Annotated in this window: 12 protein-coding genes; 7 read left to right on the top strand and 5 right to left on the bottom strand. The window is 68.7% G+C overall.

Going from position 1 to position 14,092, the window contains the following annotated elements:
- Nucleotides 1-20 precede the first annotated feature (20 nt).
- From B1790_RS17285 to B1790_RS17275, 3 genes are read right to left on the bottom strand one after another with little or no spacing between them, the layout of a single operon-like run.
- Nucleotides 21-701, bottom strand: coding sequence for an amino acid ABC transporter permease (locus B1790_RS17285; protein WP_056548648.1), 681 nt, complete (start codon nt 699-701; stop codon nt 21-23).
- A gap of 28 nt (nt 702-729) precedes the next feature.
- Nucleotides 730-1,557, bottom strand: a complete 828-nt coding sequence (locus B1790_RS17280; RefSeq protein WP_079924494.1) for a glutamate ABC transporter substrate-binding protein — start codon at nt 1,555-1,557, stop codon at nt 730-732.
- 28 nt (nt 1,558-1,585) lie between these two features.
- On the bottom strand, nt 1,586-2,314 hold the full coding sequence (locus tag B1790_RS17275) for an amino acid ABC transporter ATP-binding protein (protein WP_185934816.1): 729 nt from the start codon (nt 2,312-2,314) through the stop codon (nt 1,586-1,588).
- Nucleotides 2,315-2,464: 150 nt separating this feature from the next.
- On the opposite strand from B1790_RS17275, the gene miaB reads away from it, so the two are divergent.
- Entirely contained in the window at nt 2,465-3,982 is a 1,518-nt protein-coding gene (gene miaB, locus B1790_RS17270) for a tRNA (N6-isopentenyl adenosine(37)-C2)-methylthiotransferase MiaB (RefSeq protein ID WP_079924492.1), read from the top strand.
- On the top strand, nt 3,979-4,599 hold the full coding sequence (locus tag B1790_RS17265) for a hypothetical protein (RefSeq protein ID WP_079924555.1): 621 nt from the start codon (nt 3,979-3,981) through the stop codon (nt 4,597-4,599). The genes miaB and B1790_RS17265 overlap by 4 nt, the downstream gene beginning before the upstream one ends.
- On the opposite strand, the gene B1790_RS17260 is transcribed toward B1790_RS17265, so the two are convergent.
- A complete protein-coding gene (locus tag B1790_RS17260) occupies nt 4,596-5,930 on the bottom strand; it encodes a DUF349 domain-containing protein (protein ID WP_079924491.1) in 1,335 nt (444 codons plus the stop codon). The two genes, B1790_RS17265 and B1790_RS17260, sit on opposite strands and share 4 nt — an antisense overlap.
- 191 nt (nt 5,931-6,121) lie before the next feature.
- On the opposite strand from B1790_RS17260, the gene B1790_RS17255 reads away from it, so the two are divergent.
- The 5 genes from B1790_RS17255 to B1790_RS17235 all read left to right on the top strand — a co-directional run bounded on the left by B1790_RS17255 (nt 6,122) and on the right by B1790_RS17235 (nt 11,747).
- Nucleotides 6,122-6,826, top strand: coding sequence for a hypothetical protein (locus B1790_RS17255; RefSeq protein WP_079924490.1), 705 nt, complete (start codon nt 6,122-6,124; stop codon nt 6,824-6,826).
- A gap of 2 nt (nt 6,827-6,828) precedes the next feature.
- Nucleotides 6,829-7,743 (top strand): tRNA (adenosine(37)-N6)-dimethylallyltransferase MiaA, encoded by a 915-nt coding sequence (gene miaA / locus B1790_RS17250; protein ID WP_079924554.1) that lies wholly within the window; start codon nt 6,829-6,831, stop codon nt 7,741-7,743.
- 4 nt (nt 7,744-7,747) lie between these two features.
- Nucleotides 7,748-8,653 (top strand): diaminopimelate epimerase, encoded by a 906-nt coding sequence (gene dapF, locus B1790_RS17245; RefSeq protein ID WP_079924489.1) that lies wholly within the window; start codon nt 7,748-7,750, stop codon nt 8,651-8,653.
- 22 nt (nt 8,654-8,675) lie between these two features.
- Nucleotides 8,676-10,073 (top strand): GTPase HflX, encoded by a 1,398-nt coding sequence (gene hflX / locus B1790_RS17240; RefSeq protein ID WP_079924488.1) that lies wholly within the window; start codon nt 8,676-8,678, stop codon nt 10,071-10,073.
- A 279-nt stretch (nt 10,074-10,352) separates the two neighbouring features.
- A complete protein-coding gene (locus tag B1790_RS17235) occupies nt 10,353-11,747 on the top strand; it encodes a DEAD/DEAH box helicase (RefSeq protein ID WP_079924487.1) in 1,395 nt (464 codons plus the stop codon).
- A gap of 3 nt (nt 11,748-11,750) precedes the next feature.
- Here the strand turns inward: B1790_RS17235 and B1790_RS17230 are convergent, their stop codons facing one another.
- Complete coding sequence (locus tag B1790_RS17230) at nt 11,751-14,066, bottom strand: molybdopterin guanine dinucleotide-containing S/N-oxide reductase (RefSeq protein ID WP_079924486.1); 2,316 nt, start codon at nt 14,064-14,066, stop codon at nt 11,751-11,753.
- Nucleotides 14,067-14,092: the final 26 nt, after the last annotated feature.

The following is a 14,092-nucleotide window of genomic DNA, read 5'->3' as shown; positions in this document are numbered from 1 at the left end:
GTTCTTCGCGCGAGCGCTCATCACCTGGCAACCGCCAATCGTCTACCCAGCCAGCCGAACAACAGACCCAGCGGCAACGTCAAGATCACGAAGCCCAACGCGAAGATCGCCCCGATGGTGGCCAGCGCCGCGGTGTTCTCGATCATTTCCTTCATCAACAACGCCGCCTCGGCGACACCGATGGCCGAGGCGATCGTGGTGTTCTTCGTCAACGCGATGAGCACCGAACCCAGCGGGATGACCACCGCGCGAAATGCCTGCGGCAGCATCACCATTCGCAGGTTCTGACCGAAGGTGAATCCCAACGACCTGGCGGCCTCGGCCTGACCGAGCGGCACGGTGTTCACCCCGGCGCGCACCGTCTCACACACGAACGCCGCGGTGTAGACGGTGAGGCCGAGGACCGCCAACCGGAAGTTGCTGTCCTCGATCGAGGTCCTCGACTGGGAGTCGACCAGGGTCACTCCCAGCGTCTGGGCCAGACCAAACGAGCAGAACAAGATGATCAGGGTCAACGGCGTGTTGCGCACCACGTTCACATACGTGGTGCCCACCCAGTTGAGCATCGGCACCGGTGCCAGCCGCATCGCGGCCAGCACCGTGCCGAGGATCAACGCTCCGACGGCTGAGAACACCGTCAACTGGATGGTGGTCCAGAACGCCTCGAAGATCTGGTCCTGATATTCGGAGAAGATCTCCACGTGGTCTCCGCTGCGCTAGGGCTTCAGGTCACTTGGCGAGTGCCGGCGGCGTCGGCGTCGCGATACCCGCGGGTCCGAGGTTCTTCTCGAACGCCTTGGCCCAGTCTCCGTCGGCCTCCATCTTCGTGACGGCGTCGCTGATCTTCTTCTGCAGGTCAGCGTCGTCCTTCTTCAGTCCGATGCCGTAGTTCTCCTCGGAGAACGGCTGGCCGACGATCTTGAACGTGCCGGGGCTCTGCGCCGCGTAACCGGCGAGGATGACCTCGTCGGTCGTGACCGCGTCGATCGCGCCGTTCTTCAGCGCCTCGATGCACGCCGAGTAGGTGTCGTACTGCTGCAGCTGCACGCCGGGGTACTTGTCCTTGATGCGCTGGGCGGGCGTCGAACCCGACACCGAACACAGCTTCTTGTTGTTCTGCAGCGAGTCCGGGCCGGTGATGTCGGTGTTGTCCGCCTTGACCAGCAGGCTCTGACCGGTCACCAGGTAGGGACCGACGAACGCGACCTTCTCCTTGCGGGCATCGGTGATCGAGTACGTCGCGGCGATGAACTTGACCTGATCGTTCTGGATCAACGTCTCGCGCTGGGCGGACGGTGATTCCTTCCACTCGATCTTGTCGGGGGTGAAGCCGAGCTGGCCGGCGACGTAGGTGGCGACGTCCACGTCGAAACCGCTCATCGTTCCGTCGGGGTTCTTCAACCCCAAACCGGGCTGGTCGAACTTGGTGCCGATGACGATCTTGCCGTCGTCACCGCCGGAACTGCCGCCGCATGCGGTGACGGAGAGCGGGAGGACGACCGCGAGCGCCAGGGCGGCGGCCACCCTGAATCGAAGAGACGGCTTGCTAGAGGGCACAGCTGTATTCCTTTCGCCGGAGCGTTGGTTAGTGGTTGAGGATCTTGCCGAGGAAGTCCTTGGCGCGCTCGGATTTGGGGTTGGAGAAGAACTCCTGAGGTTCGGCGTCTTCGACGATCGCGCCGTCGGCCATGAAGATGATGCGGTTCGACGCCCGCCGGGCGAAGCCCATCTCGTGGGTCACCACCACCATCGTCATGCCCTCTTCGGCGAGGGACGACATCACGGCCAGCACTTCGTTGATCATCTCGGGGTCGAGCGCGCTGGTGGGCTCGTCGAAGAGCATCACCTTGGGGTTCATCGCCAAGGACCGCGCGATCGCCACCCGCTGCTGCTGGCCGCCGGACAATTGGGCGGGGTACTTGTCGGCCTGGTTGGCGATCCCGACGCGTTCCAACAGCGACATCGCCGCCGCGTGTGCCTCGTCCTTGGACGACTTGCGCACCTTCATCGGGGCCAGGGTCACGTTCTGCAGAATCGTCTTGTGCGCGAACAGGTTGAACGACTGGAAGACCATGCCGACGTCCGACCGGAGCTGTGCGAGTTTGCGGCCCTCCTCGGGTAGCTTCTCGCCGTCGATCGCGATGGTGCCCGAATCGATCGGCTCGAGTCGATTGATGGTGCGGCACAACGTCGACTTGCCAGAACCCGACGGGCCCAGCACCACCACGACCTGACCGCGGTCCACCTCGAGGTTGATGTCCTTGAGGACGTGAAGGCTTCCGAAATGCTTGTTGACGCCTTGGATTGAGATCATCGGCACGGACGTCGGAGTCGGCGGAAGAGCGTCCGCCTCCGACTGGTCGGTCTGCATGCGCACAGACCTTACCCAGGGAATGACCAGCCGGCAGGGCTCTGCGCAATCCGGGGAGTTTGGCTGCCGCTGGGCCCGCCGTACCATTGGAGGGTGACTTCGACGGTGGCCAGTGGTGCGCCGGTGCGTACCTTCCAGGTCCGCACCTACGGCTGCCAGATGAACGTGCACGATTCCGAGCGCCTCGTCGGGCTGCTCGAACAGGCGGGCTACCAGCGCGCGGACGACGGCGTCGAGGCCGACGTCGTCGTGTTCAACACCTGCGCGGTGCGCGAGAACGCCGACAACAAGCTGTACGGCAACATCAGCCACCTGGTGCCCCGCAAGGAAGCCAACCCGGACATGCAGATCGCCGTCGGGGGCTGCCTGGCGCAGAAGGACCGCGACGCCGTGCTGACGCGGGCACCGTGGGTCGACGTGGTCTTCGGCACCCACAACATCGGCTCGCTGCCGGCGTTGTTGGACCGGGCGAGGCACAACAGGGTGGCTCAGGTCGAGATCGTCGAATCGTTGAAGGAGTTTCCATCCACGCTGCCGGCGTCACGCGAATCCGCTTATGCCGCATGGGTTTCCATCTCCGTCGGCTGCAACAACACCTGCACGTTCTGCATCGTGCCGTCGCTGCGGGGCAAGGAGACCGACCGTCGGCCCGGTGACGTGCTGGCCGAGGTGCAGTCCCTCGTCGACCAGGGCGTGCTCGAGGTCACGCTGCTCGGGCAGAACGTCAACGCGTACGGCGTGTCGTTCGCCGACCAGGACCTCCCCACCGACCGCGGTGCCTTCGCGAAACTGTTGCGCGCCTGCGGACGCGTCGAGGGCCTGGAGCGCGTGCGGTTCACCTCTCCGCACCCGGCCGAGTTCACCGACGACGTCATCGAGGCGATGGCGACCACTTCGAACGTCTGCCCCACACTGCACATGCCGCTGCAATCCGGCTCGGACCGCATCCTCAAGGCCATGCGCCGGTCCTACCGGGCCGAGCGGTACCTCGGCATCATCGACCGGGTGCGGGCCGCCATCCCGCACGCCGCCATCACCACCGACGTCATCGTCGGGTTCCCCGGCGAGACCGAAGAGGACTTCGCCGCCACCCTCGAGGTGGTGGAAAGGTCGCGCTTCGCCAGCGCTTTCACGTTCCAATACTCCAAGCGGCCAGGCACTCCCGCCGCCGAGCTTCCCGATCAGCTACCGAAGGCCGTCGTGCAAGAGAGATACATGCGTCTGGTGGAACTTCAGGAGCGAATCTCGCTCGAGGAGAACGTCGCCCAGATCGGGACCAACGTCGAACTCCTGGTCGCCACCGGTGAGGGCCGCAAGGACGTCGCCACGGCGAGGATGTCCGGGCGGGCCCGCGACGGACGACTGGTCCACTTCGCGCCCGGCGAGCGGGACATCCGGCCCGGCGACGTCGTCACCACGACCGTGACCGGCGCCGCGCCGCATCACCTCATCGCCGACGCCGTCCTCCTCGACCACCGTCGCACCAGGGCCGGTGACACCCACGAGGCAGGCCGCAAGGTCACGACGGGTGCGGTGACGACCGTCGGTCTCGGCTTGCCAGGCATCGGCATGCCGCCCGCACAGCCCGTGACGGTGGGGTGCAGCCGATGAGTCGCGAGAAGCGCAACGAGCCGGGCTTCGACGACTTCAAGGGCGACCTCGAAGACGCCGAACGCCGGGTGGCCCGCGAGATCGATCCGGGCGCAAGGGCTTTGGTCGTCGCCATCCTGGTGTTCGTCATCTTGCTGTCGTTCGTGCTGCCCCACACCGGCGGTGCCCGCGGTCTGGACGTCCTGGTCGGCTCCGACGCCGCGGTCCGGGAAGCGATCGCGCTGCCCTCACGTGTGTTCACCTGGCTGATATTGGTGTTCAGCGTCGGGTTCTCGATTCTCGCGCTGCTCACCCGCCGCTGGGGCCTGGCGTGGATCGCGCTGGCCGGGTCGGCCGTCGCGTGCCCGATCGGAATGCTGGCGGTGTGGTCGCGCCAAACGGTTGCCGAGCCACATCCGGGGCCCGGCTTCGGCCTGATCATCGCGTGGATTGCGGTGATCCTGCTGTCATTCCACTGGGCCAGGGTGGTGTGGTCGCGCACGGCGGTCCAGTTGGCCGCCGAAGCGGACCGACGCAGGCTGGCCACCGAACGGCAGAGCAAGACTCTGCTGGACCTCGACGACCGCCCCGACCAGGGAATCGGTCCCGCGAGGCCGACGCCCGAGCCGGGTCTCTAGCGCTTCTTGCCGAGTGCCGCGACGGCGGCCTCGGCCCACTCGCGCCACTGCGTGGCACTGGCCCTGGCCTGCTCGGCGTCCTTGGTGCGACCGGCAGCCTCGGCCTTGACGGCCTGCTGCTCGTACTGCTCGGCGCGCAGCCGGAACTGGTCGGCCCTGGCTTGAGCCTCCGGGTCGGTGCCACCACCGGTTGACGCGGTGTCGCGGACCTTCTTCTCGACGGCCTTCATGCGACGTTCGAACTCGGGGGCCCGCTCGCGCGGAACCTTGCCGACGTCGTCCCACTTGGTGCCGATGCTGCGCAGCGCGGCCCTGGCGGCGTCGGCGTTGGACAGGTCGATGGCCTCGGCCTCGGCGAGCAGCGCCTCCTTGGTCGCGGCGTTCGCCTCGAACTCCGCATCCCGTTCGGCGTTGACGGCGTTGCGCGCCTTGAAGAACTTGTCCTGGGCGGCCTTGAACCGCTTCCAGAGGGCGTCGTCGACGTCCTTGGCGGCCCGGCCCGCCGCCTTCCATTCGGTCAGCATGTCGCGGAACGTGGACGCGGTGGCGCCCCAGTCGGTTGAGTCGGCCAGCTGCTCGGCGCGTTCGCACAGCGCCTCCTTGGCCTGACGGGTGCCAACGCGCTCGCGATCCAGCTCGGCGAAGTGCGAGCCACGGCGCCGGTTGAACGTCTCGCGGGCCGCCGAATAGCGCTTCCACAGCGCGTCGTCGGTCTTGCGGTCCAGGCCCGTGACGGTGCGCCACTCGTCGAGGATCTCGCGCAGCCGGTCGCCAGCGGACTTCCACTGCGTCGCGTTGGCGGCGATGTCCTCGGCCTCCGCGGCCAGGGCCTCCTTGCGCGCAGTCTGCGCGGCGCGGTGCTCGTCGCGCTTCTGCCGCTCTTCGGCGGCATGGGAGTCGGCCTGCTCGACGATGGCGGCGAGGCGGGCCGCCAACGCGTCGACGTCGCCGAGGACCGACGCCGTCGGCAAGGTCTCGGCCAACGCCGCGGCAGCGGACTTGATCTTGCGGGCGTCCCCGGTGCCGGAGGCGAGCCGGCGCTCCATCAGCGCCACCTCGGTGGCCAGGTCGTCGTAGCGCCGCCCGAAGTGTGCGTAGGCGGCCTCGTGCTCACCGGCCTGCCACGAGCCGACGACGCGCTCGCCGTCGGCGGTGGTCAGCCACACCGTGCCGTCGTCGTCGACGCGGCCGAACCGGTGCGGGTCGCCAGTCGGCGGCACCACCACGGCGGCTGGTGCGGCGCCGGGCCGTGGAGCGGGGCGCGGAGGTCCTGGCCTGGGCACGGGCTTGGGTGCGGGCTTGGGTGCTTCGCTTGATTCGCTTGTGGTCATGTTCTCGAACCTCGTGCCCTCCGCGTGGGTGACCCACGCTCCTGCCGCGCAACGCGGCGCCTGTTAGCGGTGCTCCTGATGGCTTGCTCCACCCGACATTGAAACAGGTCGGGCCCGAGCATGCCCACGGCTTTGCACTAGCAGTTGCCCTCGGCGGGTTCCTCGGGCACCGGACTGGCTAGCGTGATGGCGTGCTCACCGCCATCACCCTCGTACCGTCGGCGCCCGTCCTGGTACCCGAATTGGCCACCGGCGCGGCCGCTGAGCTGCAGGATCTGTCGACGGCGGTGGCGCAGGCGGCCGCCGAGCTGCCCGGCCGCTGGTTGGTCGTCGGCGTCGGCGCCGCCGACAACGTGATCGGACCGGGGACGGCCGGAACCTTCGGTGGCTACGGCGCCGACGTGCGCGTGTCCCTGTCCGCGGGGGCCGGCGCCGCCGCACCGAAGCCCCTGCCGCTGTGCGCCCTCGTCGCAGGCTGGGTGCGCACGACGTACGCCCCGTCGGCCAGCGCCGAGGTGTGGGTCTACGCCGCCGACCACACCCTCGACGCCGCGCTCGCCAGGGGCCGGGCCCTGCGCGCCGAGGCCGACGCGGCCCCCGAGCCCGTCGGCGTCCTCGTGGTCGCGGACGGGGCGAACACGCTCACGCCGTCGGCACCCGGCGGCCACGACCCCGAGTCCGTCCCGGTCCAGGCGGCGCTGGACGACGCGCTGGCAGCCGGCGACGTCGACGCGTTGACCCGGCTGCCCGACGGGATCGTGGGCCGGGTGGCCTTCCAGGTGCTGGCCGGCCTGCTGGGGACGTCGCCGTGGCAGGCGCGCGAGTTCTACCGCGGTGCCCCCTACGGCGTGGGATACACCGTCGAGACGTGGCGTCCCGGGGCAGCGGAACAGTGACGATTCGCCCCATCGCCGTCATCGGGCCGACCGGGACGGGCAAGAGCGCCCTGGCGCTGGACCTGGCCGAACGGCTCGGCGGTGAGATCGTCAACGCCGACGCCATGCAGCTCTACCGCGGGATGGACGTGGGCACCGCGAAGCTGCCGGTCGCCGAGCGGCGCGGGATCCCGCATCACCAGCTCGACGTGCTCGACGTCACCGAGACCGCGACGGTCGGCCGATATCAGGGTGCCGCCACCGACGACGTCGAGGCCATCCTCGGCCGTGGGGCGGTGCCGCTGATCGTCGGCGGCTCGATGCTGTACGTCCAATCCCTGCTCGACGAGTGGGCGTTCCCGGCGACCGACCCCGACGTGCGGGCACGCTGGGAGGCCAGGCTCGCCGACGTCGGCGTCGCCGCCCTGCACCGGGAGCTGGCCGTCGTCGACGCCGATGCGGCCGCGTCGATCCTGCCGACCGACGGTCGTCGCGTCGTACGCGCACTCGAGGTGGTGGAGCTGACCGGCCGGCCGTTCGCCGCGAGCGCACCCACGATAGGCGAACCCCGCTGGGACACCGTGATCGTCGGATTGGATTGGGACACCGAACGTCTCGACGAACGGTTACAGCGCAGAACCGACGCAATGTTCGACGACGGGCTGGTCGACGAGGTGACCGCCCTGCGGGAGCACGGCCTCCGCGAGGGGGTGACCGCCTCGCGTGCCCTTGGTTATGCGCAGGTGCTCGAGGCACTCGCCGACGGGGGAGGGGACGCCGCAATCGCCGAGGCCAGGGAGCGCACCTTCGTCGGGACCAGACGCTACGTGCGAAGGCAGCGCTCGTGGTTCCGACGCGACCACCGCACCCATTGGCTCGACGGGTCCGACCCCGGCAACGTCGACGCCGTGCTCCGAATACGCCAACACGTATCCTGAACAGGTGATGTTCGCCAAGGGGCACGGTACGGAGAACGACTTCGTCGTGCTGCCCGACGTCGGTGCCCGCCTGACGCTCACGCCGGCCGCCGTGTCGGCGCTGTGCGACCGCCGCCGCGGTCTCGGTGCCGACGGCGTCCTGCGGGTGACCACGGCCGACGCCGCCCTGGCCGCGGGCGTGTTCGACCGGATGCCCGAGGGCCTCGGCGCTGGCGACTGGTACATGGACTACCGCAACGCCGACGGCTCCGTCGCCCAGATGTGCGGCAACGGCGTCCGCGTGTTCGCCCACTACCTGCGGGTCAGCGGACTCGAGCAGCGCGACGAGTTCGTCGTCGGCTCGTTGGCCGGCCCGCGCCAGGTCGTCCTGCGCGACGTCACGGATCTGTCCGCCGACGTCACGGTGGACATGGGCAAGGCCAACCAGTTCGGCACCGGATCGGCCGTCGTCGGGGGAGCGGGTGGCCGCGAATTCCACGGGCTGGCCGTCGACGTCGGAAATCCCCACCTCGCCTGCGTCGACGGGACCCTCACCGACGCGGAACTCGCCGCCCTCGACGTCGCCGCACCGGTGTCGTTCGACACCGCGCAATTCCCCGACGGCGTGAACGTCGAAGTGCTGACCGCCCCGGTCGACGGCGGCGTGACGATGCGGGTGCACGAGCGCGGAGTTGGCGAAACCCGTTCCTGCGGAACGGGAACCGTCGCGGCCGCGGTCGCCGCGCTGCGCCATCAGGGCGCTGAGACGGGCACCCTCGCCGTGCGGATACCCGGTGGTCAGGTCACCGTGACGATCACCGACACCACCAGCTATCTGCGCGGACCATCGGTGCTGGTGGCCCAAGGCGAGCTGTCCGACGACTGGTGGCGAACCCAGCTTTCAAATATTCGAATGCGTGACACCACCTAAAAGGGGCAATATCTCCAACTACATGACAACTCCCAGACTGCCCAGCACGGGCGAACTCGACCTGGACGACCGTTCGGCCCTTCGCCGGGTCGCCGGTCTCTCGACCGAGCTGACCGACGTCACCGAAGTCGAGTACCGCCAACTCCGGCTCGAACGAGTGGTCCTCGTCGGCGTATGGACCGACGGCACCGCTGCCGACGCCGACGCCAGCATGGCCGAATTGGCCGCGCTCGCCGAGACGGCGGGGTCCGAGGTGCTCGAAGGCATGGTGCAGCGCCGCGACAAACCCGACGCGGGAACCTACATCGGCTCCGGCAAGGCGAAGGAGTTGCGCGACGTCGTCGTGGCCACCGGCGCCGACACCGTCATCTGCGACGGCGAGCTGACCCCCGGACAGCTCAACGCGCTCGAGAAGGCCGTCAAGGTCAAGGTCGTCGACCGCACCGCGCTGATCCTCGACATCTTCGCCCAGCACGCCACCTCCGCGGAGGGCAAGGCGCAGGTCGCCTTTGCGCAAATGGAGTACATGCTCCCGAGGCTGCGCGGCTGGGGCGAGTCGATGTCACGGCAGGGCGGTGGCGCAGGCGGCAGCGGAGGCGGCGTGGGCACCCGCGGACCCGGCGAGACCAAGATCGAGACCGATCGTCGACGGATCCGCGAACGAATGTCCAAGCTGCGGCGCGAAATCAAGGACATGAAGAAGATCCGCGACACGCAGCGCGGGCGCCGGCTGCGCAGCGACGCGGCGTCGATAGCCATCGTCGGCTACACCAACGCAGGCAAGTCCAGCCTGCTCAACGCACTTACCGGCGCCGGGGTACTCGTCGAGAACGCACTGTTCGCCACCCTCGAACCCACCACGCGCCGTGGACATCTCGAAGACGGCAGGCCCTTCGTCCTGACCGACACCGTCGGATTCGTCCGGCACCTGCCGACCCAGTTGGTCGAGGCGTTCCGGTCCACCCTCGAAGAAGTCGTCGACGCCGAACTGTTGATCCACGTAATCGACGGCTCTGACGTGAACCCGCTGGCTCAGGTCAACGCGGTCCGTCAGGTCGTCAACGAGGTGATACGCGAGTACGACATCGCGCCTCCGCCAGAGTTGTTGGTGGTCAACAAGACTGACGCCGCAACGGGCCTCGGCCTTGCGCAGTTGCGCCGCGCGCTGCCCGACGCCGTATTCGTCTCGGCCCACACCGGTGACGGACTCGACCAGTTGCGTAGCCGGATGAGCGAGATGGTGGAGCCCACCGACGTCACCGTCGACGTCACGATCCCGTACGACCGTGGCGAACTCATCGCACGGATGCACGCCGAGGGACGGGTCGACGCGACCGAGCACACCGAAACCGGTACGCGGATAAAGGCGCGAGTACCGGCGGCACTCGCGGCCGCGCTTGCCGACTTCGTCACGTTGTAGGCCGCCACGGCGGTAACGGCCCGGGAGTGCGGTAGAGTTCGGGTCAATGTTGGCGTCGCCTCGCGCCGTCGACACGTCGTGGAACGCTCGATCTTCCCGGTGCTTTCAGTCACAGTGACGTGGCTCACTGCATTCCGGCGATCAGTGCATTGCACTAGCTCTTCTCGCGGCGATCGATATTGCCCACCGGCAATCTCGCCCATCGAGCCACGTATTCGCCTGACCCCTTTCGTCTAGCGCAGACGCGGCCGCACCCATGCCGGAAAGGCACTTTCACACATGACTTCAGTACTGCCCGGAGAACCCACCTTCGAATCCCTTGGTGTGCCGGAACGCGTCAGTCGCGTCCTCGCCGACCAGGGCATCGCCAGCCCGTTCCCGATCCAGACTGGCACCCTGCCGGACACGCTCGCCGGACGCGACGTGCTCGGTCGCGGAAAGACCGGCAGCGGAAAGACGCTCGCCTTCTCCATCCCGCTGGTCGCGCGGCTCGCCGGCGGACAACGGCGCCCGTCCAAGCCGACCGGTCTGGTCCTGGCGCCGACCCGTGAGCTCGCCACCCAGATCACGGCCGTCATCGAGCCCCTGGCCGCCGCGCTCGGCATGAACGTCACCACCATCTTCGGTGGCGTGTCGCAGAGTCGTCAGGTGTCCGCGCTGCGCGCAGGGGTCGACATCGTCGTCGCCTGCCCCGGCCGCCTCGAAGACCTGATGAAGCAGCGCCACATCGCGCTGGACGCCGTGCAAATCACGGTTCTCGACGAGGCCGACCACATGGCCGACCTTGGCTTCCTGCCCGGCGTGACGCGCATCCTGGCCGCCACCCCGCCCAGCGGACAGCGGCTGCTCTTCTCGGCGACACTGGACAACGGCGTCGACAAGCTCGTCAACCGCTTTCTGCACAACCCCGTCACCCACTCGGTCGACGAGGTCGACGCCCCGCCAGTTGCCATGACGCACCACGTCTTTCACGTCTCCGGCGCAGCCGAGAAGTCGCAGCTGGTGCACTTGCTCGCCTCGGGTACCGGTCGTCGAATCCTGTTCATGCGCACCAAGCATCAGGCGCGCAAGCTCGCCAAGCAGCTCACCGACGCGGGAGTTCCGTCAGTCGACTTGCACGGCAACCTGTCGCAGCCGGCCCGCGACCGCAACCTCGCGGCCTTCAGTTCCGGTGACGCACGCGTTCTCGTCGCGACCGACATCGCCGCGCGCGGCGTCCACGTCGACGACGTCCAGCTGGTCGTGCACGTCGACCCGCCCGTCGAGCACAAGGCGTACCTGCACCGCTCCGGTCGTACCGCGCGTGCCGGCAGCGCAGGCGACGTCGTGACCGTGGTCCTGCCCGAGCAGCGCAGGGACACCCAGCAATTGCTGCGCAAGGCCGGCATCACGGCTGCGCCGCAGCAGGTGCGCGCCGATTCGGCGAGCGTCATCGAGCTCGTCGGCGAAATCGCACCGCATCGCGAGCCCCCCGTGCGTCCGGCCACGCCGCCGTCGCGTGGTGGTGGCGGCGGAGGCCGCGGCACCGGTGGCTCCGGCCGAGGCAACGGCTCCCCGTTCCGCGGCAACGCCGCCGGTGGTCGACCGGGTGCCTCCGGTGGCGGCGCCCGTCGCGGCGGTGGACCCCGTCGCCCCCGCTCCGCCGGCTCGGGTCGGGCCCAGACCAGCTCCTAGCGCTTAGCTTTCGACCGTCGGGCGGCCATTCGGTCGCCCGACGATCGTCGGCGGCTCGTGTGCCCGCACCGGCGGCAACGGCCGGTCGAACTTCTCGACCTCCACCAGCACGTGAGCGCCGGTGCAGCCCTTGGCCAACGACGACGTTCCGACGTCCGCGGTGAGGACGTTCGGATTGCCGTGCACGCACATCGCGTCCGGGTCCGCCGGATCCTCTGGGTCATACCAGGCCCCGGTCGACAACTGGACGACTCCGTGCCGCAGCCCGTCGTCGACGACGACGCCGGCCAGGCACGATCCGCGGTCGTTGAACACCCGCACCACCTCGCCGGCGGCCACGCCGCGACTCCTGGCGTCGTCGGGATGCATGCGAATCGGTTCGCGCCCCTGAATCTTCGAGTCCAGGCTGGTCTTGCCGCCGTCGAGTTGCCCGTGCAACCGCGTCGCAGGTTGATTGGCCAGCAGATGCAGCGGATACGCCGCCGCGCGGGGACCGCTCAACCACTCCTGCGGCTCGTACCACGTGGGATGGCCCGCGCAGTCGTCGTAGCCGAACCCGTCGATGTCGTCGGAGAAGATCTCGATGCGCCCACTGGGGGTTGCGAGGCGGTGGGCGACCGGATCGGCCCGGAAGTCGGCGAGCAGCGAGATTCCGGCGTCGGTGGGCAGCACGAGGTGCCCCGCAGCCCAGAACTCGTCGAAGGTCGGCACCTCGAAATCGACCTCGGCCGACCACTTTTCGTACAAGTGCACCAGCCACTCGCCGGCGGTGCGGCCCTCGGTGAACTGGTCGCCGAAGCCGAGTCGCCGGGCCATCGCCGCGAACGTCTCGTAGTCGTCGCGTGACTGCGCGTACGGCTCGGCAAGGGCGGGCATCGCCACCAACCGCGGATCGTTGCGCGAACCCGAGTAGTCGTCGCGTTCGAAGGGTGTGGTGGACGGTACGACGACGTCGGCATGCTTGGCCATGGCCGTCCAGTACGGGTCGTGCACGACCACGGTGTCGACGCGCCCGAGCGCCCGCCGCAGCCGGGGGAGGTTCTGGTGATGGTGGAACGGGTTGCCGCCTGCCCAGTACACGCACTTGACGTCCGGGTAGGTGAGCGTGCGGCCGTTGTAGTCGAACTGCTCGCCGGGGTGAAGCAACATGTCGCTGACGGCGGCCACCGGAATGAAGGTCGTAACGGGATTGTGCCCCTGCGGGAACGTCGGCAATCGGCACCGGATCGGTGCCATGCCGACTTCGTTCTGCGAGCCGTAGCCGTGGCCGAAACCGCCTCCCGGAATCCCGATTTGGCCAAGCATCGCCGCGAGCGTCAGCCCCATCCAGGGGGCTTGTTCGCCGTAGCGGACCCGCTGCAGCGACCAGCTCACCATCACCATCGTGCGTGCGTCGGCCATCCGGCGGGCCAGCGCGACCAGGCTCTCGGCGGGAAGCCCGCTGATCTCGGCCGCCCACTCCGGTGACTTGGCGACGCCGTCGACCAGGCCGAGCAGGTACCGCTCGAACCGTGGGTACCCCGTGCAGTGGGTGGCGAGGAAGTCGCGGTCGGCGAGCCCCGTGGTGGCCAGGACGTGCGCCAGGCCAAGCATGACGGCGACGTCGGTCCCCGGCACCGGTGCCAACCACTCGCAGTCGCCGGTGGTGTCGTCGCGCAACGGGCTGATCGACACGATCCGTCCGCCTCGGTCGCGCAGCCGTTGCAATGCGGCCCGGGTCGGGTGTTCGGTGGTGCCGCCGGCGTTGACGGCGGAGTTCTTCACCCCGACGCCGCCGAAGCTCACGATCAGTTCGGTGTTCTCGGCGACGACGTCCCACGCGGTGGAGCGCTGAAAGAGGTCGTCGTGGGTGCCGACGACGCGCGGCATGATGACACCCGTCGCGCCCAGGCTGTAGGAGTGGCGCGAGAAGGTGTATCCGCCAAGCAGTTTCAGGAATCTGTGCACCTGGCTCTGGGCATGGTGGAAGCGGCCGGCGCTGGCCCATCCGTAGGATCCGCCGTAGATCGCCTCGTTGCCGTGGGCGTCGACGATGCGGCGCAGTTCGTCGGCGAGACGTTCGGTGAGTTCGTCCCAGGACACCGCGACGAACTCGTCGGACCCGCGCCGGGAGGTGGGGCCGGGACCGTCCTCGAGCCAACCGCGGCGGATGGCGGGCGTCTCGATCCGCGACCGGTGTCGAATGGAGCCGGCGAGATTGCCGAGCAGAGGTGACGGGTCCGCGTCGGCGGCGAACGGCTGAACCGACGCGATGTCGCCGTCGCGGACGTCGGCGGTGAACGCACCCCAGTGGGTGAGTGACGTCGAAGGCTTCGCCATTGCGCCGATCTTAAGGTGCGGCGCCG

Origin of the sequence: Mycobacterium sp. AT1, assembly GCF_002043095.1 — a bacterium.
Lineage (GTDB): Bacteria > Actinomycetota > Actinomycetes > Mycobacteriales > Mycobacteriaceae > Mycobacterium.
Note: the sequence above shows the minus strand (reverse complement) of the source record. Positions and strands in the feature narration are given on the sequence as shown.